Source organism: Pseudomonas sp. P1_F1_2 (assembly GCF_056405815.1).
In genome coordinates this window covers 26135-52945 of the sequence record NZ_JBFUBK010000018.1, presented here as the reverse complement: position 1 = coordinate 52945, position 26811 = coordinate 26135, and the positions used below count along the sequence as shown (strand labels likewise).

General features: G+C 60.6%; 20 protein-coding genes and 2 pseudogenes. 6 read left to right on the top strand and 16 right to left on the bottom strand.

The genetic code is table 11. The annotated features are described in order from the left end of the window. Positions 1 to 22: 22 nt before the first annotated feature. Positions 23 to 1420 (bottom strand): NorM family multidrug efflux MATE transporter, encoded by a 1398-nt coding sequence (locus AC1D2P_RS07970; protein WP_046031106.1) that lies wholly within the window; start codon positions 1418 to 1420, stop codon positions 23 to 25. 158 nt (positions 1421 to 1578) lie between these two features. Between AC1D2P_RS07970 and AC1D2P_RS07965 the strand changes: the two genes are divergently transcribed. Then, positions 1579 to 2499 (top strand): LysR substrate-binding domain-containing protein, encoded by a 921-nt coding sequence (locus tag AC1D2P_RS07965; RefSeq protein ID WP_046030648.1) that lies wholly within the window; start codon positions 1579 to 1581, stop codon positions 2497 to 2499. A gap of 190 nt (positions 2500 to 2689) precedes the next feature. Then, positions 2690 to 4666: a methyl-accepting chemotaxis protein gene (locus AC1D2P_RS07960; protein ID WP_109785728.1), complete on the top strand. Its 1977-nt coding sequence runs from the start codon at positions 2690 to 2692 to the stop codon at positions 4664 to 4666. A gap of 123 nt (positions 4667 to 4789) precedes the next feature. Here the strand turns inward: AC1D2P_RS07960 and AC1D2P_RS07955 are convergent, their stop codons facing one another. From AC1D2P_RS07955 to AC1D2P_RS07900, 12 genes are all read right to left on the bottom strand, one after another. Then, positions 4790 to 6214 carry a vWA domain-containing protein gene (locus tag AC1D2P_RS07955; RefSeq protein WP_477811375.1) on the bottom strand — a complete coding sequence of 475 codons (1425 nt, stop codon included), beginning with the start codon at positions 6212 to 6214 and terminating at the stop codon, positions 4790 to 4792. A 54-nt stretch (positions 6215 to 6268) separates the two neighbouring features. Beyond that, positions 6269 to 6775, bottom strand: a complete 507-nt coding sequence (locus AC1D2P_RS07950; RefSeq protein WP_046030645.1) for a hypothetical protein — start codon at positions 6773 to 6775, stop codon at positions 6269 to 6271. A 4-nt stretch (positions 6776 to 6779) separates the two neighbouring features. After that, positions 6780 to 7517, bottom strand: coding sequence for a hypothetical protein (locus AC1D2P_RS07945; RefSeq protein WP_109785726.1), 738 nt, complete (start codon positions 7515 to 7517; stop codon positions 6780 to 6782). Positions 7518 to 7551: 34 nt separating this feature from the next. Continuing rightward, the gene (locus AC1D2P_RS07940; protein ID WP_109785725.1) at positions 7552 to 9096 is read right to left on the bottom strand and encodes an SUMF1/EgtB/PvdO family nonheme iron enzyme; all 1545 of its coding nucleotides are present in this window, start codon (positions 9094 to 9096) and stop codon (positions 7552 to 7554) included. After that, the gene (locus AC1D2P_RS07935) at positions 9086 to 10309 is read right to left on the bottom strand and encodes an ABC transporter permease (RefSeq protein WP_109785724.1); all 1224 of its coding nucleotides are present in this window, start codon (positions 10307 to 10309) and stop codon (positions 9086 to 9088) included. Before AC1D2P_RS07935 ends, AC1D2P_RS07940 begins: the two co-directional genes overlap by 11 nt. Then, complete coding sequence (locus tag AC1D2P_RS07930; protein ID WP_046030639.1) at positions 10293 to 11003, bottom strand: ABC transporter ATP-binding protein; 711 nt, start codon at positions 11001 to 11003, stop codon at positions 10293 to 10295. The genes AC1D2P_RS07935 and AC1D2P_RS07930 overlap by 17 nt, the downstream gene beginning before the upstream one ends. Positions 11004 to 11013: 10 nt before the next feature. Next, the gene (locus tag AC1D2P_RS07925) at positions 11014 to 13005 is read right to left on the bottom strand and encodes a vWA domain-containing protein (protein ID WP_177412236.1); all 1992 of its coding nucleotides are present in this window, start codon (positions 13003 to 13005) and stop codon (positions 11014 to 11016) included. Further along, entirely contained in the window at positions 13005 to 14027 is a 1023-nt protein-coding gene (locus AC1D2P_RS07920) for a hypothetical protein (protein ID WP_109785723.1), read from the bottom strand. The genes AC1D2P_RS07925 and AC1D2P_RS07920 overlap by 1 nt, the downstream gene beginning before the upstream one ends. A gap of 3 nt (positions 14028 to 14030) precedes the next feature. Next, entirely contained in the window at positions 14031 to 16745 is a 2715-nt protein-coding gene (locus AC1D2P_RS07915) for a putative virulence factor (protein WP_109785722.1), read from the bottom strand. Then, positions 16742 to 19807 carry a virulence factor SrfB gene (locus AC1D2P_RS07910; RefSeq protein WP_109785721.1) on the bottom strand — a complete coding sequence of 1022 codons (3066 nt, stop codon included), beginning with the start codon at positions 19805 to 19807 and terminating at the stop codon, positions 16742 to 16744. Before AC1D2P_RS07910 ends, AC1D2P_RS07915 begins: the two co-directional genes overlap by 4 nt. Positions 19808 to 19824: 17 nt before the next feature. After that, the gene (locus AC1D2P_RS07905; RefSeq protein ID WP_109785720.1) at positions 19825 to 21216 is read right to left on the bottom strand and encodes an SrfA family protein; all 1392 of its coding nucleotides are present in this window, start codon (positions 21214 to 21216) and stop codon (positions 19825 to 19827) included. A 186-nt stretch (positions 21217 to 21402) separates the two neighbouring features. Continuing rightward, the gene (locus AC1D2P_RS07900) at positions 21403 to 22896 is read right to left on the bottom strand and encodes a YifB family Mg chelatase-like AAA ATPase (protein ID WP_046030628.1); all 1494 of its coding nucleotides are present in this window, start codon (positions 22894 to 22896) and stop codon (positions 21403 to 21405) included. Positions 22897 to 23304: 408 nt separating this feature from the next. Here AC1D2P_RS07900 and AC1D2P_RS07895 point away from each other — a divergent pair, with 408 nt between their 5' ends. Both AC1D2P_RS07895 and AC1D2P_RS07890 read left to right on the top strand, forming a co-directional pair. Continuing rightward, on the top strand, positions 23305 to 23424 hold the full coding sequence (locus AC1D2P_RS07895) for a helix-turn-helix transcriptional regulator (protein WP_442963200.1): 120 nt from the start codon (positions 23305 to 23307) through the stop codon (positions 23422 to 23424). A 36-nt stretch (positions 23425 to 23460) separates the two neighbouring features. Continuing rightward, positions 23461 to 23568 (top strand): annotated as a pseudogene (locus AC1D2P_RS07890) (HigA family addiction module antitoxin); the annotation flags it as partial. A gap of 11 nt (positions 23569 to 23579) precedes the next feature. Here the strand turns inward: AC1D2P_RS07890 and AC1D2P_RS07885 are convergent. From AC1D2P_RS07885 to AC1D2P_RS07875, 3 genes and pseudogenes are all read right to left on the bottom strand, one after another. Then, positions 23580 to 23969: pseudogene (locus AC1D2P_RS07885) on the bottom strand (BRO-N domain-containing protein); the annotation flags it as partial. Position 23970: 1 nt separating this feature from the next. Further along, a complete protein-coding gene (locus tag AC1D2P_RS07880; protein ID WP_046033372.1) occupies positions 23971 to 24276 on the bottom strand; it encodes an IS3 family transposase in 306 nt (101 codons plus the stop codon). 113 nt (positions 24277 to 24389) lie between these two features. Continuing rightward, a complete protein-coding gene (locus AC1D2P_RS07875) occupies positions 24390 to 24650 on the bottom strand; it encodes an accessory factor UbiK family protein (RefSeq protein WP_046032213.1) in 261 nt (86 codons plus the stop codon). Between the two features lie 420 nt (positions 24651 to 25070). Here AC1D2P_RS07875 and glnK point away from each other — a divergent pair, with 420 nt between their 5' ends. After that, a complete protein-coding gene (gene glnK, locus AC1D2P_RS07870; protein ID WP_002555808.1) occupies positions 25071 to 25409 on the top strand; it encodes a P-II family nitrogen regulator in 339 nt (112 codons plus the stop codon). A gap of 35 nt (positions 25410 to 25444) precedes the next feature. Then, on the top strand, positions 25445 to 26782 hold the full coding sequence (locus AC1D2P_RS07865) for an ammonium transporter (RefSeq protein ID WP_109785711.1): 1338 nt from the start codon (positions 25445 to 25447) through the stop codon (positions 26780 to 26782). Positions 26783 to 26811: the final 29 nt, after the last annotated feature.

The window sequence follows — 26811 nt, the reverse complement described above, 5'->3', positions numbered from 1 at the left end:
AAGCCATGCTCCTACAGGGATCTCAGTCTGGCTGAGGGATTTCGAAACGCTGGTGTGACGACGGCTCCTGCCGAATCATCCGCTTCATCTTCCACTCGAACGCCAGCGTCAGGCTGACCGCCGCAAACGCCAGCCCCAGCGCCAGCCCCCACCAGACGCCCGTCGGCCCCCAGTGYACATGGAAGGCCATCCACCACGCGGCGGGTGCGCCAATCAGCCAGTAACAGCCCAACCCGACCAGGAATGTGGTCTTGGCGTCCTTGAGCCCGCGTATGCAGCCCATGGCGATGGTCTGTGTGCCGTCGAACAGCTCAAACCAGGCCGCCACCGCCAGCAGGCTCACAGCCAGGTTGATAACGTCGCGAAAGGCCGGGTCGTTCTGGTCCAGGAACAGGCCGACCAACTGGTTCGGCAGGAACCAGAAGACCATGGCGAAACCGAGCATCGCAGCCGCGCCGAAAGCAATCCCGACCCGGCCCGCCAGCCGCGCATCCAGTAACTGCCCGGCGCCGTAGTGTTGGCCGATGCGCATGGTGATCGCGTAGGAAATCCCGGCCGGAATCATGAACGCGACCGAAACGATCTGCAGGGCGATCTGGTGCGCCGCCAACTGCGTGCTGCCCATGGTGCCCATGCACAGCGCGGCGAACGCAAACAGCCCGACCTCCACCGCATATGTGCCGCCAATCGGCAGGCCGAGGCGCCACAGCTCCTTCAAATACCGACGGTTAGGTCGCGACAGGCCCTGGCGCAAGGGGTAGGCGTCATACGCCGGGTGCCGGCGGATGTGCACCGCCAGCGCCACGGCCATCAGGTTGGCAACAATCGCTGTCACCAGCCCGATACCCATCAGCCCGAGTTTCGGCAGGCCGAACATGCCGGTGATCAAGGCGTAGTTGAGCAGGAAGTTCGCCACCGTGCCGCCGAGGCTGATCACCATGACCGGCGTCGCCCGGCCAATGGCGCTGGTGAAACCGCGCAGGGCCATGAAGCTCAGGTAACCGGGCAGGGCGAACGGCAGGATCAGCAGAAACTGCCCGGCCGCGTGGACGTTGGACTCGGTCTGGCCAAACAGCAACAGCACAGGTTTGAGATTCCACAGCAGCAGCCCGGCCACCAGTGCCATCAACCACGCCAGCCACATTCCGGCCTGGGTCAGCCGCGCAGCGCCGATGATGTCGCCTGCGCCCTGACGAATCGCCACCAGGGTGCCGACGGCGGCAATCACGCCGATGCAGAAAATCGACACGAACGAATAGCTCGCTGCCCCCAGACTGCCACCGGCCAATGCCTCGGGACTCAGGCGCGCCATCATCAAGGTGTCGGTGAGGACCATCAGCATGTGCGCCAACTGCGAGGCAATCAGCGGCCCCGCCAGCCGCAGGATGGCCCCGAGTTCAATACGCGCTGGATGCTTCATGGTCATCACGCTCGATTATCAAAGTGAACTGGAAAGGGTCGATTCTCGGCGCTTCAAGGGGTTTGCACAAAGGGATAAAAAGGATGGGTAGCATGAGTCAAACTCATGCAATGGAGATTCTGCTAGGGTAAGCGGATTGCGCTATAGGAGCTTTCCGCATGTCTCGTCGTCTTCCTCCCTTATATGCCTTGCGCGCATTTGAAGCGGCGGCTCGGCATAGCTCGTTTACTCGCGCCGCCGAAGAATTGTCGATCACCCAGAGTGCCGTCAGCCGACACATTCGTACACTCGAAGAGCATTTTGCCTGTCGGCTGTTTCACCGTAGTGGACGCAACCTGCAGTTGACCGAGTCGGCGCGCCTGATTTTGCCGGGCATTCGTGACGGTTTCTCCGCCCTGGAACGCGCTTGCAATACCTTGCGCGCCGAAGACGACATCCTGCGCATGAAAGCCCCTTCGACATTGACCATGCGCTGGCTGCTGGCGCGGCTCAGCCGCTTTCGGCACCTGCAGCCGGGCAATGAAGTGCAACTGACCAGTGCCTGGATGGACATCGACTCGGTGGACTTCAATCAGGAACCGTTCGACTGTGCCGTGATCCTCAGCAACGGGCATTTCCCGCCGGACTGGGAAGCGACGCTGCTGTTCCCGGAGGAGCTGATTCCGGTGGGCGCGCCGAATCTTCTGAACGATCAGCCGTGGGACGTTGCACGCCTGGCCAGCACCGAACTGCTGCACCCGACGCCGGATCGTCGCGACTGGCGCAGTTGGCTGGACCGCATGGGCCTGACCGATCAGGTCTCGCTCAAGGGCGGGCAGGTGTTCGACACATTGGAGCTGGGCATGATTGCCGCCGCGCGGGGCTACGGCGTGTCCATGGGGGATTTGCTGATGGTGGCGGAGGATGTCGCGCAGGGGCGTCTGAGTTTGCCGTGGCCGACCGCCGTTGCCAGTGGTGAGAATTATTACCTTGTCTGGCCGAAAACCCGCCCCGGAGGTGATCGTTTGCGCCGGCTCAGCGATTTTCTGTTGGGTGAAGTCCGGGCGATGGAATTACCGGATGTGCAGCGTTTGAGCTGAATCGATAGAGCTGGCGTGATAGAGGCCTTGCGCCATATCCCGGCTATTTACTCAAGTATTCAGAATCGCCGCCGAAATTCTGCAAATGGAACCTTCGTGCAGGTCCAGCGCTGTTCCCATTATTAGAAAAATTTTGCTGAGTGTGCAGCCCGATCAAACACGGGGGCAGGTCGCTCGGCCAGGAGTTGTCATGTCTCAACCCCGTGCCCGGATTGCCTCACAGCTTGGCCTTGCGCTTGCCGTGATACTGGCGATTGTCATCACTGGCAGTACCGTGTTCGCCCTGCGTTCGCTGGACACTGCCAACCTCGCCACCCGCGAAGAGCACCTGGCCAGTGAAGCCCGGTTACTGGCCGATCAGTTGAGTACCTTCCACGGTACTTTGCGCGAAAGCACCCAGCGTCTGAGCGGCCTGTTCGAGAAGCGCTTCAGCTCCGGCCTGAGCCTGCACCCGGATGAGCCGGTGACGGTGGCCGGTGTGCAGACCCCGGGGCTGCACCTGGGCAGCGAAGTGTTGAACAACAACTTCAAGGAAGTCGACGAGTTCAAGCAAATGACCGCCGGTGTGGCCACGTTGTTCGTGCGCAGTGGCGAAGACTTCATTCGGGTCAGCACCTCCCTGACCAAACAGGACGGCAACCGCGCCATCGGCACGCTGCTTGACCACGCCCACCCGGCTTATGCGCGTTTGATGGCGGGGCAGAGCTATGTGGGTCGCGCGCTGCTCTTCGAGCGTTCCTACATGACGCAATACACCCCCGTACGCGACAGCAGCGGCAAGGTGATTGCCGTGCTGTTCGTAGGGTTCGATTACACCGACGCGCAGAACGCCCAGTTCGCCAACCTCAAGCGCTTCCGTATCGGCCAGACCGGTTCGCTGGCGCTGCTGGATGAACAAAACAAATGGCTGGTGCCGCCGGCGGGCGTGCAGGCACCGGATCAAGCCATTACGGCCATCGTCGACCTGGCGAAAACACCGGGCAAGGGTGATTTCTGGAGCGACAAGTCGGAAGACTTCTACAGCGTGGCGGTGCCGTTCGACGGCGGGCCATGGTCGGTGGTGGCGAACATGCCAAAAGCCGAAATCAGTGCGGTGACCTGGAGTGTCGGCATTCAATTGGCCATCGGCAGTCTGCTGTCGATGTTGATCGCGGTCGGTTCAGCCGTCTGGCTGTTACGCAGCAAACTCGCGCCGCTGAGCGATCTGGTGCGCCAGGCCGAAGCCTTGGGCGCCGGTGATTTGAGCGTGCGGCTGAACGTGTCGAGCAACGATGAGATCGGTCAACTGGCCCGCGCGTTCAACCAGATGAGCCAGGCCCTGTCGACCATGGTCGAGCACATCCGCAAAGCCTCGCAGGAGGTCAATAGCCGTGCCCAGGCATTGTCCGGCCTGTCCGGTGGCGCTTATGAAGGGATGGAGCAACAGTCCGGCGAAATCACCAGCATGGCCGGCGCCGTGGAAGAGTTCAGCGCCACGTCCCTGAACATTGCCGACAACATGGGCAACACTCAGCGTCTGGCCCAGGAAAACGCACAACAAACTCAGATCGGTCGGACGTCGATGGACGAAGCGTCCTCGTCGCTGGAGCAAATCGCCAGCGCGCTGAACAGCACCGCGACGGTGATCAACACCCTCGGTCAGCGCTCTCAGGAAATCGGCGGCATCGTCGGGGTGATCACCTCGATTGCCGAACAGACCAACCTGCTGGCACTGAACGCCGCCATCGAAGCGGCCCGCGCCGGTGAACAGGGCCGTGGTTTTGCGGTGGTTGCCGATGAGGTGCGTAACCTGGCGTCGCGCACTCGTCAGGCCACTGACGAAATTTCCGGGATGATCAGCAGCATCCAGCAGGAAACCGGCAACGCCATCAGCACCATGGAGCAGGGCAATGTGTTGATGCAGGAAGGTTTGTCGCGTAACGCCAACGTGGCTTCGGCCTTGGCGCGAATCGACGAGCAGAGCCGTTCGGCCGGTCAGCAGTTTGCGGCGATTACCACCGCGACCCAGGAGCAAAGCAGCACCGCAACGTTGCTCAGCAGCAACCTGCAAAGCATTGCGCTGGCCAACAGTGAGCAGCGCGAAGTGGTGTCCAACCTGGCGGTGACGGCCAAGGAGCTGGAGAAGCTCGCGGCGGACTTGCGCCAAGAGGTTGACCGGTTTCGTTGAGGCGCCTCTGAAATAGCTTTCGCGAGCAGGCTCGCTCCTACAGGGTTATGTGTCGATCACATATCCAGTGTGGGAGCGAGCTTGCTCGCGATGGGGTCACCTCAATTCAGGATCTATCCCCGGCTAGTCGCACTTGGCATTGCTAGATACTTCCTTGCTTGCCTGTTTCAACTGATTGGCCAATTCAGACGCATTGGTGCTGTTGTAAACCCGGCCACCAGTGTTTTCGGCGATGCAGCGCGACGGGCCACCGGCGCCGATTTTCACCACGTTGACCCGCAGTCGCGGTTGTTCCTTGGCGATTCGGCGCGACACGGCGCAGGCGTCTTTCTGGCAGCCGTCTTCACCGTCGACGAACATCACGATCACGGCATCGTTATTGCGCCCGTCAACGGTGCTGGCCGCGTAGGCCAGGCTGTCAGCCAGCGGTGTACCGTCGTTGGGAACCAGGCCTCGAATCCCATTGATCAGCCGCGGGCGATCGCCAAATCTGAACACGCCCTGGTCCGGTGTTCTTTCACAACCGGCGAAGGTGATCAGGCGCGTGTCGATCTTCGGGTCCAGCCCGTTGATCATGCCGGCCAACGAGTCCTTGGCGACGTCCATGCGGCTCGGCTTGGCGAAGATCTGTTGGGTGCGGTTCACGTCCAGGTACTTGTTCAGCTCATTGCCGAAGAACCAGTCTTCGTCGGCTTTCACGGACTTGATGTTCAAATCCATCGAGCCTGAGGTGTCGAGCACCACCACGAATTGCGGGATCTTGGCGTCAGGCGCTTTTTTGCGACAGGCGAAGTTATCCAGCGTCGGGGCCGGAGGTGGCGGCGGTGGTGGCGGCGGCGCGGCCACTACCGGTTTTGGTGGTGGGACCGGCTTGGGTGGTGGCACTGGTTTTGGCGCGGGTTCTGGTTCTGGAGCAGGCTCCGGTTCCACAACAGGCTCGGGAACAGGCTCGACCGGTTTTTCCACCGGCGTTACCACTGGCGCAACAGGCGCTACCGGCGGAGCCACGACGACCGGTTCACGGTGCAGGAACCACCAGAGCCACAGCGCCAGAAGCAGCAACAGCAGCGCGAGCAGGGCTGCCGCAATCCACCAGCCACGCCGTGACGGCGGTACGATCGGCGCCACCGGAACAACCGGCGGTACGATCGGTTTTGGCGGACGCTGGTTCCAGCGCACCACCAACGGCTCACCGTTGAGGCTGTAGAGTTTGTCCAGCTCAGGCGTGCCGAGCAGGCTGCGCAGGTCATCCGCTACCGTGGGCTGACCGCGTTTTTGCAGTTCGTCCGCCAGCTGTCCCAGGGACGTCTGACGCACTTCATAGGTTTCCAGCAAACGTCGTTGCGCGTCCTCGTTGAGGTCGGCGTAGGGCGTGGGTTGCCCACMCAGTTCGGTCCACCATTCCAGCACGTCACCACTGCCCATTCGCGGGATGGCGAAGAGACTGGCGACGGTCGGCGGAAAGTGTTTCTGGATGAGGGCGACTTTGGCTTGCAGCGCACTCATCCCCTCCGGTGTGGCTTGCGCATCCCTGATGACCCGCTGCATGACGACGATTCCTGAAAAAGTGCAGGCATCCAGGAGATGCCTGCGGGGTGAACATTACTCTTCGTAACCGAGGCTGAATTGCAGCTGATTGACCTTCTTCTGCAACGCCTTCAGTTGTTCCTGCTTGGCCGCCAGCGATGCTGGAGTGGCTTTGGTCGTTGGCGCCGCTTGCGAGGCCTTGAGTTGCTGCTCGATGCTGGCAATCTGCTTCTGCACACTGCTTTCGTTGCCACGCCGAGCCTTGAGCGAGCTTAGCAACTGACTCAAAGACTGATTCAACGCTGCCTGGGATTTCTGCTGGCTCGCCAGATCGGCTTTAGTGCTCAGTTGCTGCGCCTGAATGTCCGCGTACACCTGATGGAACATTGCGTTTTGCTGGCGGGACTCGCTCAGGGCCAGTTCCTTCTGCTTGACCTGATCGCTGTAACCACCGGAGTAGTCGCAGTTCATCTTGGTCAGCATGCTGCTGTCGCGATTGGTCGAATCGCATTCGCCGGGCTTCGTCGCGCAACCGCTCAGGGCCAGGACGGCGGTAAGGACCGCCAGCTGTCGTAGTGTCATGTGCTTAGCCCAGGGTGATCGCGGAGCGTTGGCTGTACAGACCGTCGACTTCCTTCTGCAGGGCCGTGACTTTCTGGTTCATTTTCGCAATGTTCATGTCCACTTGCTTGATCTCGGCACCTTGTGCGCCTTGTGCGCGTTCGGCATCGGCTACTTTGGTGTACTCGGTGACTTTGGTGCGCATGTTGCCGAGGTCTTTACGCAGGCGGGCGATGTTCGAATCGATTTCGGCGATTTGCGTCTGGGCCTTGGTCTTGTCGACTTTCTTGTTGGCGATGTCTTTTTTGATCTGGGCGATGCGCGCCTCGTCATCGTTGATCACTTGCTGAGCGGTCGCAGTACGGGCGATCACGTTCTGGGTGTCTTGTTCGACGTCGCTGTTCATCTTCGCCAGGCGGGTGGTGGTGTCGGCGTATTCGCTGCGACGCTGATCCAGATAGTAGTTCGCGCCCATGGCCACGCCACACGCGGTAATGCCGGCAGCGATGGCGCACACGGCTTTGTTGCTGCTGTTGGACAGCGCGCAGGTGAGGATGCCGACACCGGCGCCGACGGCGCAGGCCTGGTAACCGGACTTGCTGAAGAACTCTGCATCATTGCCCTGAGTCAGGCGCGGGTCGGTGCCGCCGCCGCTTTCGCCGAGCATGGAGCTGCCGGTGTTGGCGCAACCGGTCAGCAGCAGGCTGCCGGCCAGTACGAAAGCGATCTGTAGCTTGAAGCGAGTCCAAAGGCTGCGCGACATGGTGAAACTCCTAGATGACGGTGTTGACGTGTTGTTATTGAGTGACGGTTTTGCAGCTGGTCAGCCAGGCCTCAGTGTCGATCTTCTGCTTTTGCAGGAACGCCTTCTGATTGGCCCAGTGGGTGCGCAAGTACGGTTTGAGGTCTTGCAGCTGTTTGTTGCGGGTGATGATTTCTTCCATCACCGGAACCTGTTTTTCAAGCAGTGGCTGGCCGTACAAGGTCGCCGATTCCACCAGGCTGCTGGCGTAGTAACGGCTGAGTTTGTGCAGGCGATCCTTCTGCTCCTCGAGCTTGCCTTTGCGCATGTCGCAGCTCGCGTCCTTTTCCGCAGCTTCGCAATTGAGCTTGTAGTTCTTTTGCAGGAAGTCCACGTACTGGCCGTCGTCGAGCATCTTGGTGCACAGGAACGCGCCCAGGTTCAGGCTGGCGCGGATCGCCTGGTCGCGGGTTTCTTCCTGTTGCTGGTTGCTGGCGCGCAACTGGTTTTCCAGGGCCTGGAGCTTTTCCTTGAGGGCTTTGTCTTCGACGCCCGAGGCCAGGCTGTTCAAGGATTGAACGGTGCCTTTGTCGGCAGACTCGGTTTCTTTGCTGCCGGTGCCAAGTTTCTTCCAGCTGTTTTCAATGCTGGCGACGCGCTCGCGGGAGGTCAGGGTCGGCGAGACCAGTACCAGTCGCAGGCCGGTGGTTTTGTTTTTCACCTGGCCATCGGCATTGTAATACGGCTCCTCCTTGCGCAACGCAGTACGCAGGTCGGCTTGCGCGGTCAGGTAGTTGCCGCCACGGACCACGTAGCCGCCTGCCTGACCGTGCTGGCGGTCGAGTTTGTTCAGGCGAAACGGTTCGAACATCATTTCGTCGACGTTGCCGAGCATGTCATGCAGGCCCAGCGGATTGGGCTTTTGCAGGCCAGACAATTGCAGCTTGCCGTTGGACGATTGCGCCCCGGCGAACCACTCGTAGGCGTTGATCCCTTCGGGCATCGGGTAGTGCGTGTCGCGGAATTCAGCGGCGCCGACTTCCAGCCCGCCGCGTGCGGCGAACTCCCACTCGACTTCAGTCGGCAGGCGCAAGAAGCCCAGCGCGCCGTCTTCCTTGGGCAACTTGTCGGCGGCGTTCTTGCGCAGCCACAGGTTGTATTTGTCGGCGGCTTCGATGGCTTGCACCCAGCTCACCGCCACTTGCGGCAAGCGCATCTTGGTCGCAGCCGTCGGGCAGGTTTCTTCGGTCAGTGCGGCGTATTGCAACTGACTCATCTCGTACTTGGCCATCAGGTAGTAGCGGGACTTGTCGTTCTTGGCGCCGGTAAAACTGCCGGCGATGAACGTCGGCCGCGTCTGTTCGACGTAGCCATATTCCGCGCCGTCCTGACCGATGTTGATCGGGTAGTCATCGAGCGGCCCTGCCACCGGAATGAACACCTTGCGAAAGACCATCGAGCCTTCGCAGGGCATCGGCAGCACCACGTCGGCGGCGTCCGGCATCGGGTTGTAATACTTCTCTTCCCAGCCCGCAGCCGAGGCGTCGAGCAGATAGCCAAGGCTCAGGGGCAATAGCAAGCCAAAACGTTTATAGCTCACGCAGACTCTCCGCAGGTTGGATGTTGATGGCTCGCAGGGCGCCGATCACGGCCACCAGCGCAGCGACCAGAAAGGTCAGGAGCAGGGCGCCAAGGCCATGCCAGACCGTAATGTGGCACACGAAAGTGCCGGTGGCCTGGCTGCTGCCGAGCAAATAGTCGAACAAATGACTGCCAACGGCATAGAAGCCCAACCCGCCCACGTAACCGGCCAGGCTCAGCAACAACGCTTGCACGACCACGAAACCACCGACGGCCCTGCGTTTGAAACCCAGCAGGCGCAGCACCGCGAGGCTTTTGCGCTTGCGGTCGATGTTGGCCAGGAACGCGCCGACCATCGACGCCACACAGCCAATCAGCGCCGCCATGGCGATAACCCCGAAAATCAGCCCCAGCACATGGTTGATGGCTTTGACGTTGTCGATGTCGGCCAGTCGGCTCGACGTTTCGATGTGTTGTTCGTTGAGCCAGCGCTCCAGTGGCGCCACTTGATCGATGTCGCGCGCATACACCCGGGCACGGGCATACAGCGGTTGCAGGTTGCCCAGAGGCTTGCCGGTGGCAACGCCGAACGCACTGACCTCATAGCCATCGCGAAAGCGCTCCAGGTTCAACAGCAACGGCGGGGCGACAAACCCGGCGGCGCGACCGAAACGTGCACCGTCGAGCACGGCGAGCACCGTCAGTGTTATCTCGCCGCGTTCATTGACACCTTCCAGGCGGCGCAGCGCCCGCAGTTGCACACTGTCGCCGACCTTGGCCTGCAAGCGTTGCGCGGCGCTGGCGCTGAGGATCACTTGATTGCCGACCGGGTTGAGCGACGCGAGGTTCAGTTGCGGGTCGCCCGGTTCGGTGGCAATGATTTCCGCACCTTCGACAAAGCGTTGCATGCCCATCAGCAAATCAGCCTGGGTATTGAGCGAGCGCGTCTGGCCGAGGGCAAAGCCGGTCTCGGGGAGCTGGCGCAAACGCTCGATCCAGGCGCTGTCGTAGTTGCCGTTGCTGAGCATCTTCACTTCAAGGTTGCGCGGGTCGCGCAGCAGTTCGTCCTGCAACTGGCTGACCACCCCGTGCTTGAGACCAAACAGCAGCAACAGCGGCGCGATCACCGCCACCAGGGAGGCGGCGATGCACAGCGAGACCTTGCGGTCGTGCCAGAGGTCTTGCAGCGCCAATGAGCCCAACAGGCGCACTTGATTAATCCATGGGTTCAAACAGTGTCTCTCCCTGACGGCTGACAGCACCCAGTCGCGGCAAGCCGAAAGACTTCAGCAAGGCCCAATCATGGGACACCACCAGTGCACTCAAGCCCATGTTCGACACCAGGCTCAGCAGCAACTCGAACAAACGCCGGGCGCTGTGGGGGTCGAGCGCGGCGGTCGGTTCGTCGGCCAGCAGCAGCACCGGTTCATGGGCAATGGCCCGAACGCAGGCAACGCGCTGGCGTTCGCCGATCGACAATGCCTGCGGTTGTTTATCCAGCAACCCGCTCAGGCGCAACACGTCAACAGCGTGGTCGATGTGCTCGCTCTTCGCCGACATCCCGAGCAAACGGCGCGGCAGGCTGATGTTGTCACGCACGCTGAGGAACGGCAGCAAGCCGCCGCTCTGCAAAATGAATCCCAAATGCCGTGAACGCACCGCCGCCAGGGCGGGCTGGTCGTCGCTGGCGAGCAGTTGAGCGATGTCTTGAGCCGGTGCCGCTGACGTCGGGCCCAGACGAAAGCGCTCGAGTTCGACAGGCGCGAGCAACAGGCCGATGGCTTCGAGCAATGTACTTTTGCCGCTGCCACTCTCGCCGGTGATGGCGAGGATTTCTCCGGCGCCAACCTGCAAGTGCGGCAGGCGCACGTGGTGGGCCAGCGCGCCGTCACCACGACGCACCAGCAGGTTCTTGATATCGAGCATGGGTGTCTCGTTAAGGCATCATTTCCAGTGGCACCGGGTACACGTTGTCCCGCGCGTCGCTGTCCTTGGCTAGAGCTACCCAGCGGTCAACATCCGCGTTGTAACGCTGGTAATGCCGCAGTTTGGTATTGAGCGTGCGGATGAATTTCTCCTGGGCCAGACCGTCCCAGCTCTTCCAGGTTTCTTCATCCAGGTTCAACACTTCACTCTGATAGGGCAGGTCTTCGAGGTACTCGCCGAGCACACCCATGTCCGCCAGTTTGGCTTTGCTGTTCTGCTTGAGCTGATTGGGATCGGCGCCCATGGTCGCCGCCACCGAGCGCAGGCGCTCGAACATTTCCGTCGGCGAAATCAGGCCTTCGTTGGCCGCATCGAGGATCTGCTTCATCACGTCGCTCAAGTCGCTGAGCTGAGACTTGGTCAGCAGCACCCGCACATCGGTGGTCGGGATGTTCTGCTTGATCAGGTCGCGGTCAGTGATCCACGCCTTGAACACCGGCGGGGCCTTGCTGTTGGTCTTCTCGCCGAGATAGGCCAGTTGCATGGCATGGCCGATCAGCGCCGCGTCTTCGAGCATTTTCTTCTCGGCCGGGTCCTGTTTGGCGTTCGCCGCGCTGCCGATGGCGTCTTCGCCCATGTAGGCGGCTTTCACCTGCGTCGTGATCGCGGCGGCCAGTGCGTCAACCTTGCGACCGAACTCCTGCACATCGCCGGCATTTACCGGGTAGTACAGCGAGGTGTTGGTGCCAGGGTAAGTCGACAGGTCCCGGTACTGCGCTTCGGCCTTGGCGTGGTCCTTGGCCCCGGCCGGGGTTTTCAAGTGCAGCGTATAGATAGCTACACCCGGATTGGCGGCCTCGATACGCACCTGCGCTGCGCTCAACCCGGTCTTCGACAGTTTGTCGTCGCCCTCGATGGCGCCCGCATCGGTGATCAACACCACGTAGCGCGCGCCGAACTGGCTCCAGTCGACCTTGTCGATGCTCTCCATGACGCCGGCAAATGAGTCTTCATCGAAGCTGCTGCTCGATACGTTGGCCTGTTTGAGGTCGGCGATCTTGGCGAAAAAGTCGGCGCTGTCTTTCACCTTGGTAGGGTCGGCGTACATTTTGGTGGTGTATTCCAGCCCCGGCACCGCTTGGGTGTTGGAACGGAAAGCCACCATGCCGAACTTGACCTGCTTGCCGAGGTTCTGCGCTTCGATCTTCTGATAAACCTTGCGGATCGCCTCGCGGGTGCGGTCGATGTACGGGTCCATCGAGATCGTCGAGTCGATGACAAACACCACCGCCGCACTGAATTCCTTCAACTGGCTGGCCGTTTTGTCTTCGGCTTCCTTGCCGCCGGCAGCGCTGTTTGCCGCACCGCCCTTGGCCGTCTTGTCATCCGGTTTGCTGACCGACGCGACGTTGAGCAGGCGCGTGCGGAAACCGCTTTCGGTCATGACTTCTTCGCCACTGAGCACCGGCAGCAGGTAAAACTGCTTTTGCAGGTCGACGAAGTATTCAGGTTCTTCGGCCAGCACGCCGGGTGCTTGCTGGCCTTTTTTCAGCGTGGCCCGCAGCGGCGCGACTTTGCTGACCGGGTCTGGCGCATCCAGGATGCCTTCGACAGTGGCGCGGTCCTTGAAAAACAGCAGCCGGTCGCGGTTAGCCGGGTTGGTGAACGCCAGCGTCAGCTGCATTTTCCAATCGGTGGTGCAGCCGGCAGGTAGCCAGCCAATGGTTTTGCCGTAACTGTCGGGGCCGACTTTCAGCCATTCGGCGTTGTTCACTTGCGCGCGCTCGTACACATAAAAGCGGCTGAAGACCGGTTGCTCGTCGCCTGCCGCGCCGCCCGCCGTCGGGCTGATCTTGCAGCCCGGCGTGGTCAGTACGCGTTGGAACAGGGTCTTTTTACCGGCCTGGATCAGCGGTTTGTCATCGGCCTGGGACAGCGGGCTGATGCACAGTGCCAACAAGGCGGCACTGCTCAGCAGGAATCGACTCACGGGCGAACGCATCACTTCTGCAACTCCTCGAAGCGCTGCTTGGCTTCGGCGTTGTTCGGGTCCTGCGTGAGGATGGTTTCGTACCAGTAGGCGGCGGTGGCGTTGTCCGCGACCGGGAAGCACTCGCTGGCCTTCAGGTATTTCGGGTCGTATTCGCGGGCATAGGCGTTGGCGATCAACGCGTCACCGGCCTGGGCACGGTTGGCGTACAGACGCTGCGCGATGCCACAGTGCTTGCCGGCCTTGGCTTGGTTGATGATCTCCAGCAACTTGGCACTGTCGGGCGCAGCCTTGATGCAGGTCTGGACGAAGGTCAATTCGGGCAGGCTGTTCATGCTCTCGAGGGTGCAGGCCTGTGCGTCGGCGCCGGCCGGCGCGGCAGCAGGGGCTGCGGCCACCGGAGCGGGTGCGGGAGTGCGTTTGTAGAACCAGAATCCAGCGCCTGCTGCCAACAGCAACACCACGACCATCAACAGGCCGATCAGGCCTTTGTTGCTTTTCTTCGCCGGTGGCGGCGGCGGTGTCTCGACGGGGTCGGCGAATACCGGCTCCGGTTCCGGTTCCACTTCTGCCTCGGCGGGCGGCAGGACCAGTTCCGGCAGGTCAGGGATCTCCGGTGCCGGTGCTACCGGTGTCGTCAGTTCGGCGCCGCCGTACGTCGAGCGCGTCTGGCCGCCAGCCGTGGAAGCCAGCAGGTTGTTGGCCGGAAGTATCACGCCTGCGTCGGCATGGCCCAGGCTCTGTTCGCGAAGTTCGATGCGAAATTGCGAGTTGCCGCTGCCTTCCAGTAATGGGTCAACCACGTCCGGGCCAACCTGAGTTACCAGGAATTCGCCGTTGGCGGTGAAGCGCGAGACTTTGAACCAGAACGGATTGTTGCTCCAGGCCTTCTGGCCCTGAAGGTAAAAACCGTCCTGGTTACGCTGAATGGAAAACTCCAGCTGTTCCTCGCCACCCTGCCATTTCTTTACGGTGAGGCGGGCCTGGCCAGGCACATTGGGCTCTAAGGCGAGCAGGTCGACACGAATTGGCATTGCTTATCTCGCTGCGAAGGCTGTGAGCACTTTGCCCAGCCGTTCGTTCTGTTCAGGGGTGATTTCGCGCCCGGCGCCATGGCCGGCATTGTCCTGGGTGATGTAGGCAAGGCCCGAGAGCCAGTCGCCGAGATACCGCTGCGCCTGGTTCGCCGGTTGCGGCGGCAGCACCGGCACTTGTCCCGGATTGATGTCGGTATAGAACGAGAACAAAGGCAACTTGGCACCGGCCCGGCTGTTCGGACGCTCGCTTACCGGTTTCTGGATGTAGCCGAACCAGGAGACGAAATCGCGCAGCACACGTTGCACTTCCAGTACCTGACGCTCGACCAGTTGATCGCGGCGCGCGCCACTTTGTGCACGCTTGAGGACCGCACGGCTCAGTTGCCCCGGCAAGTCCTGGCGGTAAGCGGCGGTGATCAGTTCGTCGACCACCGCTTCGAGCAACGCCTTTTCCAGCCCGAGGAGGTTGAGCAGGCTTTGCCGGGTGGTCAGTTCACGCAGGTGCGCGATCCAGGCCTTGAACGCGGCTTTGGCGAAGCGGTGCTCGTTGCTTTGCAGCTCTGGCGCCGGGGTATTGGCTTTGCTGCTGACCGGTGTGCTGTCGTGACTCAGGTCGTCGCCGAAATCGAAATCAAAACCGGCGTCGTTGCCGTACAGGCTCTGGCTCGGTGTCGGCGCGACCGGTTCGTCGGTCACGGTAGGCTCGTCATCGGTTTCGTACACGCCGCTGAGGTACAGGTCGCGCACCTCTTCGCTCGGCATGTCGAGTTGATCGATGAGCTCGCCGAGTACCGCCGGACGACGGCCAAGGCCCGTGAGTATCATCTGCGCTTGCGCTTTTTTCGCCGCTGCGGCGCCGTCACCGTCGGCGTAATACCAGGTGCTCAGGCCATGCGTAGTCAGGCCTTCGAGGCATTCGCTCAATTGCTCGCGGATGCGCTGCAATTTGAATTCGAGGTTGGCAACGCCAGTGAAACTGCCGCTGAAGTGGCTGATGCCACCGTCATCGTTGCGCAGCATTTCGGCCCAGGCGTTGGCCGGGTTCTTGATGTGTTTGCACACCAGGTCGTTGCTGGCGAAGCTTTCGCCCAGCGCTTTGACGCGATCTTCATAGCCGCCATTGAGGCCGGTTTCGGCACCGTTCGCGTCTTGCCCGATGAACGCCGCGTCCATGCGCGGCTTGCGCACCAGGAAGGTGTTCTGGAACGGTGTCCCGGCCCAGTCGTTCATCCAGCTCAGGCTGCCGAAGCGCTCCAGCATGGTCAGCTTGACCATGCCGTTCCAGCTCTCGTCGTACTGATCAGGTGTCAGGCTCAGGGAGTTGCTGATGCGCAGGTCGAGCATAGTCAGCGCCCAGATCAGACCAGTATCGCGTTTCGCGCGAGCGGCCGAGTCGGCGCCCTGGGTCTTTTCGATCCAGCGTGTCAGCACCGGGCCAACGTCGTTGACGTCGCTTTGTTTGGTCGAACCGGTGCAAACCACCAGCGCGTTCATTTCCTGGTTGTCGGTGTAACGTTCGAACAGGTAGGCGACCTTGCCCCGCAGAATCAGTTGCGAGACGGAGTTGTCCTTGGTGGCGGATTCGGGATCGTTGGAATCGGCGATTTCGTGCAGCTTTTTGCGCCCGCGATAACCGGGGAAATCCAGCAGGTCGACCTGATTGACGATTTCGTCGACCGGCGCTTCGATCAGGCGGAAGGTCATTTCAGCGGTCAGTGCCGCCAGTTGCGCGACCGGGATGCCCTGACTGTTTTGCAGACGGCCACCCACCCATGGTCGAACATCGATCGGCAAATCCAGCGGGCTACCGAAGCGTTCGAGGATGTCGACGTTCATGATGCTGTCGCGCTGGCTGTAGGTGTCGTTTTCGAAACTCACCAAGGCCTTCAGGGGCGCGAACACGGTTTCGGGCAAACCCAGCTTGTGCAGCGCGCCGGCCAGTTGCTGATAAACGCGCGTCAGTTCGCTTTGCTCGCCCCAGAGGATCGAAAACAGCTCGGCCCGTTCCTGGAAATTCAGGCGCGGCGCCAGTTGCAACGCCTTGGGCCAGTACAGGTGCTCCAGCTTCTTCACTGAGTTGCGGAAGTTGTCGCGCAGGTAATCCCACAGCGACACCAGATCGTCGGCGTTGACGCCCGTTTGCATCGGCCCGGTTTCGCGACCTTCGAACGGTTTGAGCACGCGCTGGATGCGTTCTTCGTCGATCTCGTAGGAAATGCGTTCAAGGTCGAAATCCTTGAACCAGGAGTTGGCGAGAATCTTCGCCAGCTCGATTTCCTTGAACAGCGTGAGTTCGACCGGGAAATCATTATCCTGGCTCGGCGTGGCGCGGCGGCTGAAGCGCGTCACCAGGCCGGTGGCTTCCTTGCCGCCACCCACCGGGTTGATGTGCTTGATGAAGTCCAGGCGCTGGCCACCGAAGTCGGTCTCCAGTTTGCCGTTCTGACCAGCAGCGAGAGCCGAAATCAGGTAGGACTTGCCGGCCTGCGACAAACCGAAAAAGCCAATGGTCATCGGCGTGCAGGCCACGCGACCCAGGCTGTGAGCCAGGTTGCGGGCACGGTGCAGGCGGATGTTCAGGTTGTCGGCTTCGCTGTCCAGGCGTGGCGCATTGGCGCGCGTCTGGCCAATCCAATCCAGCGCCTGACCGGCACCTTCATAAACAGCGGCCCAACTGTTTGAGAGCTGATGTTGTTCGGGGGTCAGGTCGTTCATTTGCGTTTCACACTTCCACTGTCGAGCCAGTACTTGGAATCGTTCAGGCCGGCGTCGAGCATGGTGTTGAGCTCCAGCACGAGGTCGCTGCGCGGGTTGAAGTTGACATTATTGCAGTTGGATTCGATGTCGCGAACCGAGAGGAGATCGCTGACCAGATCCTGCTTGCGCGTGTATTTGTCCGCCGGCTTGACCTCGAATCGCACCTTGAGCAGCGGCGCGCTGCCGTTATCACCGATGGCACGGGAAAACTTCTCCCGACCGACTTTGGTGAAGCGCAAGGTGTACAGCGGCGACGCGGCCCAGCGATCGGCAGCCAACTGGCGGAAACCGAGGCGCAGGTCGCCGCGCATTTCCAGTTGCGGCGTGTCGGCGGTATCGCCCACGCCGATCACCGGCAGCTTGATCTTGTAGTCTTCGGACTGGATGTCGCGGTACAGCACGTCGGCATCCTTGATCACGTTGTTCAGGTCGATGACGCCGATGTGCTTGACCGTCGAATACGGCTTGAGTGCCGAAGCACGGAAGTAGAAATTCGGCACACTGTGGTTGGCGCACAGCAGGCAAAGCATGGCGCCCACCGAGGCGGTGCTTTTCGGGTCGTCGATCCGGCCATTTTTATGGAACGGATACCAGCCGCCCGTGCGGTAGTTTTGCAGCGCCAGAATGCGCCCTGGCGGCAGTGGCAACACCTTGCGAATGAACGCCTGGATGCCGGGCAGGCGCGAAGGACGGCCAGTCAGCAGCAGCACGTCGCACGGGTAATGCGCGACCACTTCACACAGCGCACCAAGAATTTTGGTGATGTTGATCTGGTCGTTGAGAAATGCGGCATGGAGCTTTTGCAGGTCGAAACTGATGGGTGCCTCATACACGTCGAAACCGCTCTGACTGCCGACATCGCGGCGTACGGCGGCATTGACGTAGTCGAGCACGGTCTTGCTGATCGCGTTGTCGCCCAGCAATTGGCGGTAGCTTTGCGGGGTGACTTCCTGCGGGACCTGCGGATCGTAATGCTCGTAAGCCTTGAGCAGCGCCAGGCCCAGCGGTGCGAACACCTGCAGGTTCAACTGCTGGCGCAGGATCATGTCCTGGGCGCTGACCGACTCATCGCCGCACAGCCGTGACATCAACGAATCCGGGGCTTTTACGCCGGCGCTCTGCAACGCTTTCTCGAAGCTCGGCAGGATGAAGTCCTGAATCACGTCCAGCAGGATGTCGTCGCCGGCCACTTTGAATCCGTCGCGGAAACGCTGCTCGGGCACGATGTGCACGTTACTGCCGCTGCCGGTGTTGCCGGCGCGGTCGAGGCGATAGTCGGTGATGACCAGGTCCGTGGTGCCGCCGCCGATGTCGATGGTCGCCAAGGTAATACGCTCGCGGTCGGTCTTGTCGGGCCGGGCGATGGTGTCGAAAAACTCTTCCGGGTGACCGGCGAAGTTCTCGTTGACCTCGGTGTACAGGTACACCAATTGGCCGCAGGAAGCTTCGTCCCATTCCACGCGGATGCTCGGGATCGGCGTGCGCGGGCTCAGGGCCTGATCCTGATGCGGGTCTTCCTCGCCGGCGTGCCAGCCGAGGCTCTTCCAGACCAGGCCTATGGCTTGCAGCATGCGTTCGTTGAGGATGCTGCGCTCGGCTTGTGGCATGCCTGGCGGCACGGTCAGGGTGATGCTGTTGAGCTGGCGCGGTACGCGGGTGTGCCCCTGGCGCGAGCGCTGGGCCGGGCTGTTGATTTGCGACAGCGCCTGGGCCAGCACTTCGGCGAGCATGAAGGTCATCAGCGAGCTGCGCGAATAACGCGGCATGAACACCGGCAGGCGATCGTCTTCTTCGAGGCTGTAAAGGGCTTCACCGGTTTCATTGATCAGGTGTGAGAACGGCGCGGCGGTAGCGTAGGGCTCGTTATCGGTCTTGATGTACGAGCAGTTGAACCGCCAGCCGTGGCCGTAGGCGTTTTCGTCCCACAGATAACGTTTCGGGCTGGACAGGCCCGTGGAGCCTTCGGTGCCGCGACGACGGCTGGCCAGACGGCTGGCCTCGTTGCCGACACGGGCAATCGTCGCCCACTGGAAGGCATCATGACGGCCGCTCTTGACCGAGCAGTGGTCCTTGCCGAAATACGCCTGGGCAAATTCCACGCGACTTTCGAACGGCAGGTTGTAGGTGTGCTCGGGGGTGATCAGGTCGCGCAGTTCCAGCACGTAGTTCTGCTTGAGCCCGGAGCCGGCCTGACCATGGTTCTCGATCAGGATGCCGCAGGTACGCGAGTTGCCGACGTCCAGCACCAGGTCCACCGGAATCGGTTTGACCAGGCCGTTGCTGTCGTTGGCGACCACTTTCAGCTCGGGGATCTCGACTTTCGGGCGAGCCGTCGACTGCTGTGCGGCAGACGGCTTGCTCAACAGGCTGAGCAAATTCAGGTAATGCGCCAGGTGATAGTTGGCGCGGATATCGATGTCCAGCTCTTCGCGCGAACGGTGGGTATTGCCTTCGTTGAACACTTCCAGCAGCCATTCATTGACCCACGGCTGGGCCAGGAACCAGCGGGTTTCGCTGGCCTTGGTCGCCAGTTTGAAAGACACGCCGGAGCTGATGTCTTCTTCGTTCGGCGCCAGGTAGGCGGTGCCGTCACGCTTGGGCATCACGCGGCTGTCGAAGGCCATCGTCAGGCGGTGGGTGTTGCCGTCGATGTCTGGCGTGGCCAGTTTCACCAGGCGCATGCGCGACCAGTTGGTCGGGCCTTCGTCGAAGCGATGCGGGGGCATGAAGCGGAAAAACGGGGTCGGCAGCCAGACACCGTCGAGCAATTCGAGGCTGCTTTTCATGTCGACACTGAACACGGGCTTGGCCTTTTCGACCTTTTCCGGTTCGGGTTCGTAGAAAAAGAAGTCTTTCTCTTCGTTGTACGCCAGACGGCAGATCAGCCCGCTGATCATTGGTGCGAACTCGCCCGCCGGTTCCTTGCGAGGATCCAGGCGCAGCGCGAAATCCATGAACTGGATGCCGGTGTCGCTGACCAGCGTGACGGTGTCTTCGAATTGGGTGACTTCAGGCAACATGTCTGGTTATTCCGTTTTTATTCGGCCACGTGCCGCATGGACATGGGGAATTGTTCTTTGCCGTAACCGCCGGTGCAGTCTGCGACTGTGGTCGCCCCTTTGCGGCAGTTGACCTTGGGCATGTCGTAAGTGCTGCCATCGGCACATACGGCCTGACCCTGGCTGTCGATGGCCAGGCTGCCACCCTTCATGGTAGCGCTCACCGGCCCGCTGCATTTGGTGCCGTCGGCCTGGTGCACGGTGACTTCGCCCTTGCCGTCCTTGAGTTGGTACTCCAGGCGCAGCGGTTTGCCGGTGCGACGATCCTGAATGCCAGCACCGGCGCGGAACTGACCGTCGAGGAACTTGGCGGCACCGTCAGCGGCGTCTGGCGGAATGCTCAGGGGAGGGCCAGGTTTTGCGGCGGCGGATTTTTCTGCCTCGGATGGTGAGACAGCAGGCGGAGCGGTTTTGTTTTCAGGTGCCGTGGCCGGCGATTCGGCTGCCGGGTCTTTACCCTGATCTTTGCCTGGATCTATGCCTGGATTTTTGCCCAAGTCGGCGCTCGCGGCATCAGCCTCGTTACCCTCGACGGCTGGCGCTTCGACACCATGAGTCCCCGTCACGGCGGTGCCGGTGGTGGTCCCTGTGACAGTGCCTGTCACGGGGACGCCATTCAATGTCGTGGCATTGCCGGTCAATGGTGGCTCTTCCAGTTGTCTTTCAACGGGCACGACGCCCTCTGGAAGCAGATCAACCGCCACCCGTGGAATCGGCACGCAACCGCGTAAACCCAAGAGTAGCCACAACAACAGCAGCAAGAAAGGCAGCAGCAACAGCCACCACCAGCGTCGCCACCACGGGCGAGCCACCACTGGCACGATCGGCGCGACAACGGGCGCTGCTTCGACCACGGGTGGCAGGGTGAACACGGGCGCAGCCTGAGTCAGGCAGTGCAGGGGATCGCGATTGCGGTCGGTGCCCGCGTGCTCGAAACCCCAAAAGGTCAGTACCGGTTTGCCTTGCACCAGGTAGACGAAGTTTTCGTCAGGGAAATGAATGACGCGCTTTAGCAACTTGCCGAACACCGCTTTGTCGCCTTGCTGCTGTTCGGCCGGATCAGTGCCCAGGTAGCGCTGGCTCAATTCGTCGAGCGCTGTCTTCAAGGATTCAAGTTGGAGGCGGGCGGGGACGCGTTCTTCTTCGGTCGCGCTGCTCCACGGGATGACATCGCCCTCGAGGCCGCTGTACCAGTCGATCTGGTTGCCGAGTTCATCGCTTTGAGGGATGGCCAGATGATCGACCATTTCGGGATTCTTGCGACGAATGGCTTCGCGCAATTGCAGGGCCGCCCGGTAGACCGGTTGACCTGTTTCGCCCAGGGCAGTGAATGACCCGCTCTTACCGCTGCGTAATAGTGCCCCGCGCATTCAAACTCCATATGTATCGTTGCGCAAATAATGACAGACAAAGGTGTCTGTTCTTGCTCCTGCAATTAGCTGGCGACCTTAATGTCATAATGATGTCGCCGTCAATTAGCGGAGGTCCAAAACCGTATGAGACTAGCGTAAGTGTGCATAGGTTGCATGAGGTCATTTTGGACTTTATGAAATCCCTCAATTTGCACTCGGCCGGTACTGCAATGCCTCGGCCAGGTGCTCGCGCTTTATCTCATCGGTTTGCTCAAGATCCGCCAGCGTTCGGGCTACTTTAAGCAGCCGATGTGCGGCTCTCAGCGACAGCGTCAATCTTTCACAAGCGGATTCCAGCCAGTTTTCGTCGGCTGTGGATAACGTGCAATGTTTGCGCAAACCCGGCAGATCGAGGAACGCATTGGCGCAGCCCTGGCGCTTGTGTTGCCGTTCTCGTGCGTCAGCCACTAGTACCGCTGCGGTGGCGGTGTCGTCACCGGGTTTAAGCGCCGGATTGAGCGCCGTGGCTTCCCGGGCAACAGTCAGATGCAGGTCGATTCGGTCCAGCAATGGGCCTGACAGTTTGTTGCGGTAGCGCTGGACCATGTCCGGCGTACAACTGCATTTGCCGCTCGGTTCGCCAAGATATCCACAGGGGCAAGGATTCATCGCCGCGACCAATTGAAAGCGGGCGGGGAATCTCACACGGTCCTTGGCCCGGGAAATCACGATATGGCCGGATTCCAGCGGCTCCCTTAACACCTCCAATACCTTGCGATCGAATTCCGGGAGTTCGTCGAGGAACAGTACGCCGTGGTGGGCGAGGGTGATTTCGCCAGGTTGCGGTTTCGAACCGCCGCCAACCAATGCCGGCCCGGAGGCTGAGTGATGAGGTTGGCGGAACGGTCGTTGTGGCCAATGGCTCAAGGGCACGCAACTGGAAACTGACTGGATTGCCGCGACCTCCAGTGCCTCATTTTCAGCCAGTGGCGGTAACAATCCCGGAAGACGGCTGGCCAACAACGTTTTCCCAGTCCCCGGCGGCCCGCTGAACAACAGGTTATGTGCCCCTGCCGCGGCAATCAGCAAGGCGCGTTTGGCCGAGAGTTGTCCCTGCACTTCATTGAGGTCGGGATAGGGTTTGCTGGCGTAGAGCAAACCATTGGAAACGTAAGGCTCGACCGGTGTGTGCCCATTAAAATGCGCGACCGCTTCCAGCAAATGATCCACCGCGATCACCTTAAGCCCTGAGGCAAGGCATGCCTCTTCGGCATTTGCCCGCGGCACCATTAGCGACCGCCCGGCCTTACGCGCCGCCAATGCCGCCGGCAATACCCCACGCACGGCTCGTACAGCGCCCGAGAGCGCGAGCTCTCCCAGGCATTCCACATCATCCAGCGTCAACGTCGGCACCTGCACACTGGCGGACAGAATCCCCAAGGCAATCGCCAGATCAAACCGGCCACCGTCCTTGGGCAAATCCGCCGGGGCGAGATTCAACGTGATGCGCCGCGCCGGGAATTGCAGTCCGGAATTGATGATCGCGCTGCGTACGCGGTCCTTGCTTTCCTTCACCGCCGCCTCCGGCAAACCGACCATGGTCAGGGATGGCAAACCGTTGGCCAGGTGGACTTCAACGGTAACGGCAGGCGCATCCACGCCGATTTGGGCGCGGCTGTGGACGATGGAGAGGGACATGGTCGTTCCTTGAGTGGTACGGGGGCCGCTTCCTGCGGGTTTTTGAAGGGTAGTCGTGGAGTCTGGCTGGAGAGGTGGGAAATCTTCGCAAGATATTGCAGGTTCGCATGATCTGTAGCAGCTGGCGCAGCCTGCGTTCGGCTGCGCAGCAGTCGTAAATTCGACAGGCAAAGTTTACCTGACACACCGTGTACTTTGATTACGACTGCTGCGCAGCCGAACGCAGGCTGCGCCAGCTGCTACAAAGGTTGCGTCGGGGCTGGTACTGGGTGCAATCCGCTGCATGGACGTTGGTTTTGTAGGACTGTGCCGAGATACATGAGGGACGTCGGCCAAAGCGCACGGGCGCTCTTGTGCGCTCGAGGGAGCTGCTTATGATCACAGCAGATCAAACCCTCAGGAGGGGAAATGAACACAAATGGAATGCGGCCGATTCATCCCGGCGAAATCCTTGAGAAGGAGTTTCTTGAGCCGTGGGGTATTTCGGTGGCTGATCTTCAGGGCCGGGTGCGGATGTCCCCGTTTTAATTGCGTGAGTTGATGGCGCAGAACATCCGTGTCGGCCCTGAACTAGCCAAGAAGCTTTCCATTCACCTGAACACCACAATCGAATTCTGGCTGAATCTGCAATCGACCCACGATGTGCGGATCGCCGAAATTGGCCGTGGTTGAGCTTCGGAAGCTCAAAACGATTGGAGTACTCGCGAAGCACGCTTCCACCATGGTTCGTTCACTGCGCGGTGTGATCGTTCTTGGTCCGGTAGTACGTGTGGCACATCCTGCAACCGAATCCACGGCTGGTTATTCCAGTGCAGCAAACTCAACGACATCTGCGGCCAGTTCAGCAGGCTCAGGATCGGGCGTTCGGTTGAGGTGGATTGTTGAGCGTCTCTTAGGGTTGGAACTACTTCGTGAGTCAGCCATTCGCGCAGACCGCGGTGTTCGGGGCAGTAGTGGTAGATCAGTAATGCGTAGACGCCGGATTCGCTGATCAGCAGGGTGTTTTCGATGACGCCGTGGATGAGCATTCGTGCGGTTTGACGCTGGTCGGGGGCGAGCTTTCGGACGGTGCGATCATCGAAAACGATCGGGATCCGACATCAAGAGAGCGGTAGCCTTTTTTAGGATATCGGCTTCCATCTCCATGCGCTTGATCTTGGCTTTTAGTTCCTGGATCTGGCGCTGATCTTCGGTGATTGCCTTGGTGCCTTTGACTGGCTGCCCTTCACGTTCCTTACGAACCTGATCGACCCAGCGCCGTAAAGCGGTGGGCCCGATATCCAGCGATGCACAAACATCTGAAACCGGGCAGTTATCATCAAGCACCATGCTGGCAGCATGAAGCTTGAACTCGCGCGTATAGACCTTTCTTTCGTTCATGGAGCCTCCAAGTTGGCGAAATCATATCGCCCTTAAGAGGTGTCCGAAATTATTAGGCCAGTTCAAGCCCGCTCCCACAGGGGATCGCATTGCACAGGGGGGGGCTTGGGGCGTTACTCAGCCGGCGGATTCAGCTTCGCTTCCAGCTCCGCCACTTTCGCCTCAAGACTTTCCAGCCGTGCACGGGTGCGAGCCAGCACAACCATCTGACTATCAAATTCTTCCCGGCTGACCAGGTCGAGCTTGCTGAAACCGCTCTGCAACAACGCCTTGAACTGGCTTTCGATTTCGCTTTTCGGCAGCGGGGTTTCGCCGCTGAAGAGGCGGGAGGCGGTGCCTGTCAGGGCGTCGAGGAAGTCTTTGGGCGCGAGCATGATGAGTGTCCTGGAAACAATGGCGGGCAGTGTATCACGCAGTGTCTATAGTCAATTTCGACTGGCAACCAGCGCACGCTTTTCGCGCATGCGGACGGACGGTGACGCACTGTTGTTGTGCGTTAGTTCCGGAGTAATTAAGGGCGGTGGCTTGCAGTATTGGCCAAGGGATTGAATTCAGTAGGTTTTGGCGAGATGGCAAGGTTTCTGCTTAGTGACTGTTAACCCATGCACTGATGCAGTCGCTGTGACGAATGCAGTGCGCCAGGCGAAACGGGGGAAGTGTTTCGTACGGGGTGGTTAGCTGGGGTCGGACGGGCATCCAAGGCCGACGATGCGTTACAAAGCCAGGCACTGCGCTTAGACTTGAGTCGGGTTTGTTTTCCTGGGGCAAGTCCACCAATTCGGGAGAGAGTTTTCATGAAGCTAGTCACTGCCATCATCAAGCCGTTCAAACTGGACGACGTACGCGAGTCGCTGTCCGAGATCGGCGTGCAGGGCATTACCGTTACTGAAGTCAAAGGCTTCGGTCGGCAGAAGGGTCACACCGAGCTGTATCGCGGCGCGGAGTACGTGGTCGATTTTCTGCCCAAGGTGAAGATCGATGTCGCCATTGATGACAAGGATCTGGACCGGGTTATCGAGGCGATAACCAAGGCCGCCAACACCGGCAAGATCGGTGACGGCAAGATCTTTGTGGTGAATCTGGAACAGGCGATTCGCATCCGTACCGGCGAAACCGATACCGACGCGATTTAAGCCGCCACAAACCCAACGCCCCAGGAGAAAACAATATGACTCTGCGTAAATTCGCAGGGCTTGGAGCCCTGTTGTCCATCGTAATGCCCGGCCTGGCTTTGGCGGCAGATCCGGTGGCACCTCCAGTCCTGAACTCCGGCGACACCGCCTGGATGCTGACCTCGACAGCCCTCGTGCTGTTCATGACCATTCCCGGCCTCGCGCTGTTCTACGGTGGCATGGTCCGGTCCAAAAACATTCTTTCCGTGATGATGCAGTGCTTCGCCATCACCGGTCTGGTCACTATCCTGTGGTTCCTTTATGGCTACAGCATGGCGTTTGACACGACAGGTATGGAAGCAGGCGTCGTCAACTACAACTCCTTTGTCGGCAGTCTCGCCAAGGCTTTCCTCGCCGGTATCACACCGTCGAGCATTACCGGGCCTGCAGCGCTGTTCCCTGAGGCGGTTTTCGTCACCTATCAGATGACCTTTGCGATCATCACCCCGGCGCTGATCGTCGGTGCGTTCGCTGAGAGGATGAAGTTCTCCGCGATGCTGGTCTTCATGGGCCTGTGGTTCACCGTGGTTTATGCGCCAATCGCGCACATGGTCTGGAGCGGTCCGGGTTCGCTGTTGGGCGATTGGGGCGTGCTGGACTTCGCCGGTGGCACCGTGGTGCACATCAACGCCGGTATTGCAGGGCTTGTAGCGTGCCTGGTACTGGGCAAGCGTAAAGGCTTCCCGAGCACTCCGATGGCTCCGCACAACCTCGGTTACACCCTGATGGGCGCGGCCATGTTGTGGGTCGGCTGGTTCGGCTTCAACGCCGGTTCCGCGGCTGCCGCCAACGGCACTGCCGGTATGGCGATGCTGGTTACCCAAATCGCAACCGCTGCCGCTGCACTGGGCTGGATGTTCGCCGAGTGGGTCACCCACGGCAAACCAAGCGCGCTGGGTATCGCCTCGGGTGTGGTCGCCGGTCTGGTGGCAATTACTCCGGCTGCCGGCACCGTCGGCCCGATGGGTTCGCTGATCATCGGTCTGGCAGCAGGCGTGGTGTGCTTCTTCTGCGCCACGACCCTGAAACGCAAACTCGGCTATGACGACTCCCTGGACGCCTTCGGTGTACACGGTATCGGCGGTATCCTCGGCGCGATCCTGACCGGTGTGTTCGCTGCACCGTCCCTGGGTGGCTTCGGCACCGTGACCGACATCGCCGCACAAGTGTGGATTCAGTGCAAAGGCGTAGGCTTCACCGTGATTTACACCGCCATCGCCACGTTCGTCATCCTCAAGGTAGTGGATGCGGTGATGGGCCTGCGGATCAACGAAGAAGAAGAAGCGGTGGGCATCGACCTGGCACTTCACAACGAACGCGGCTACAACGTGTAAGTACGCGTCTAAAAAACTTGCCCGGCTTG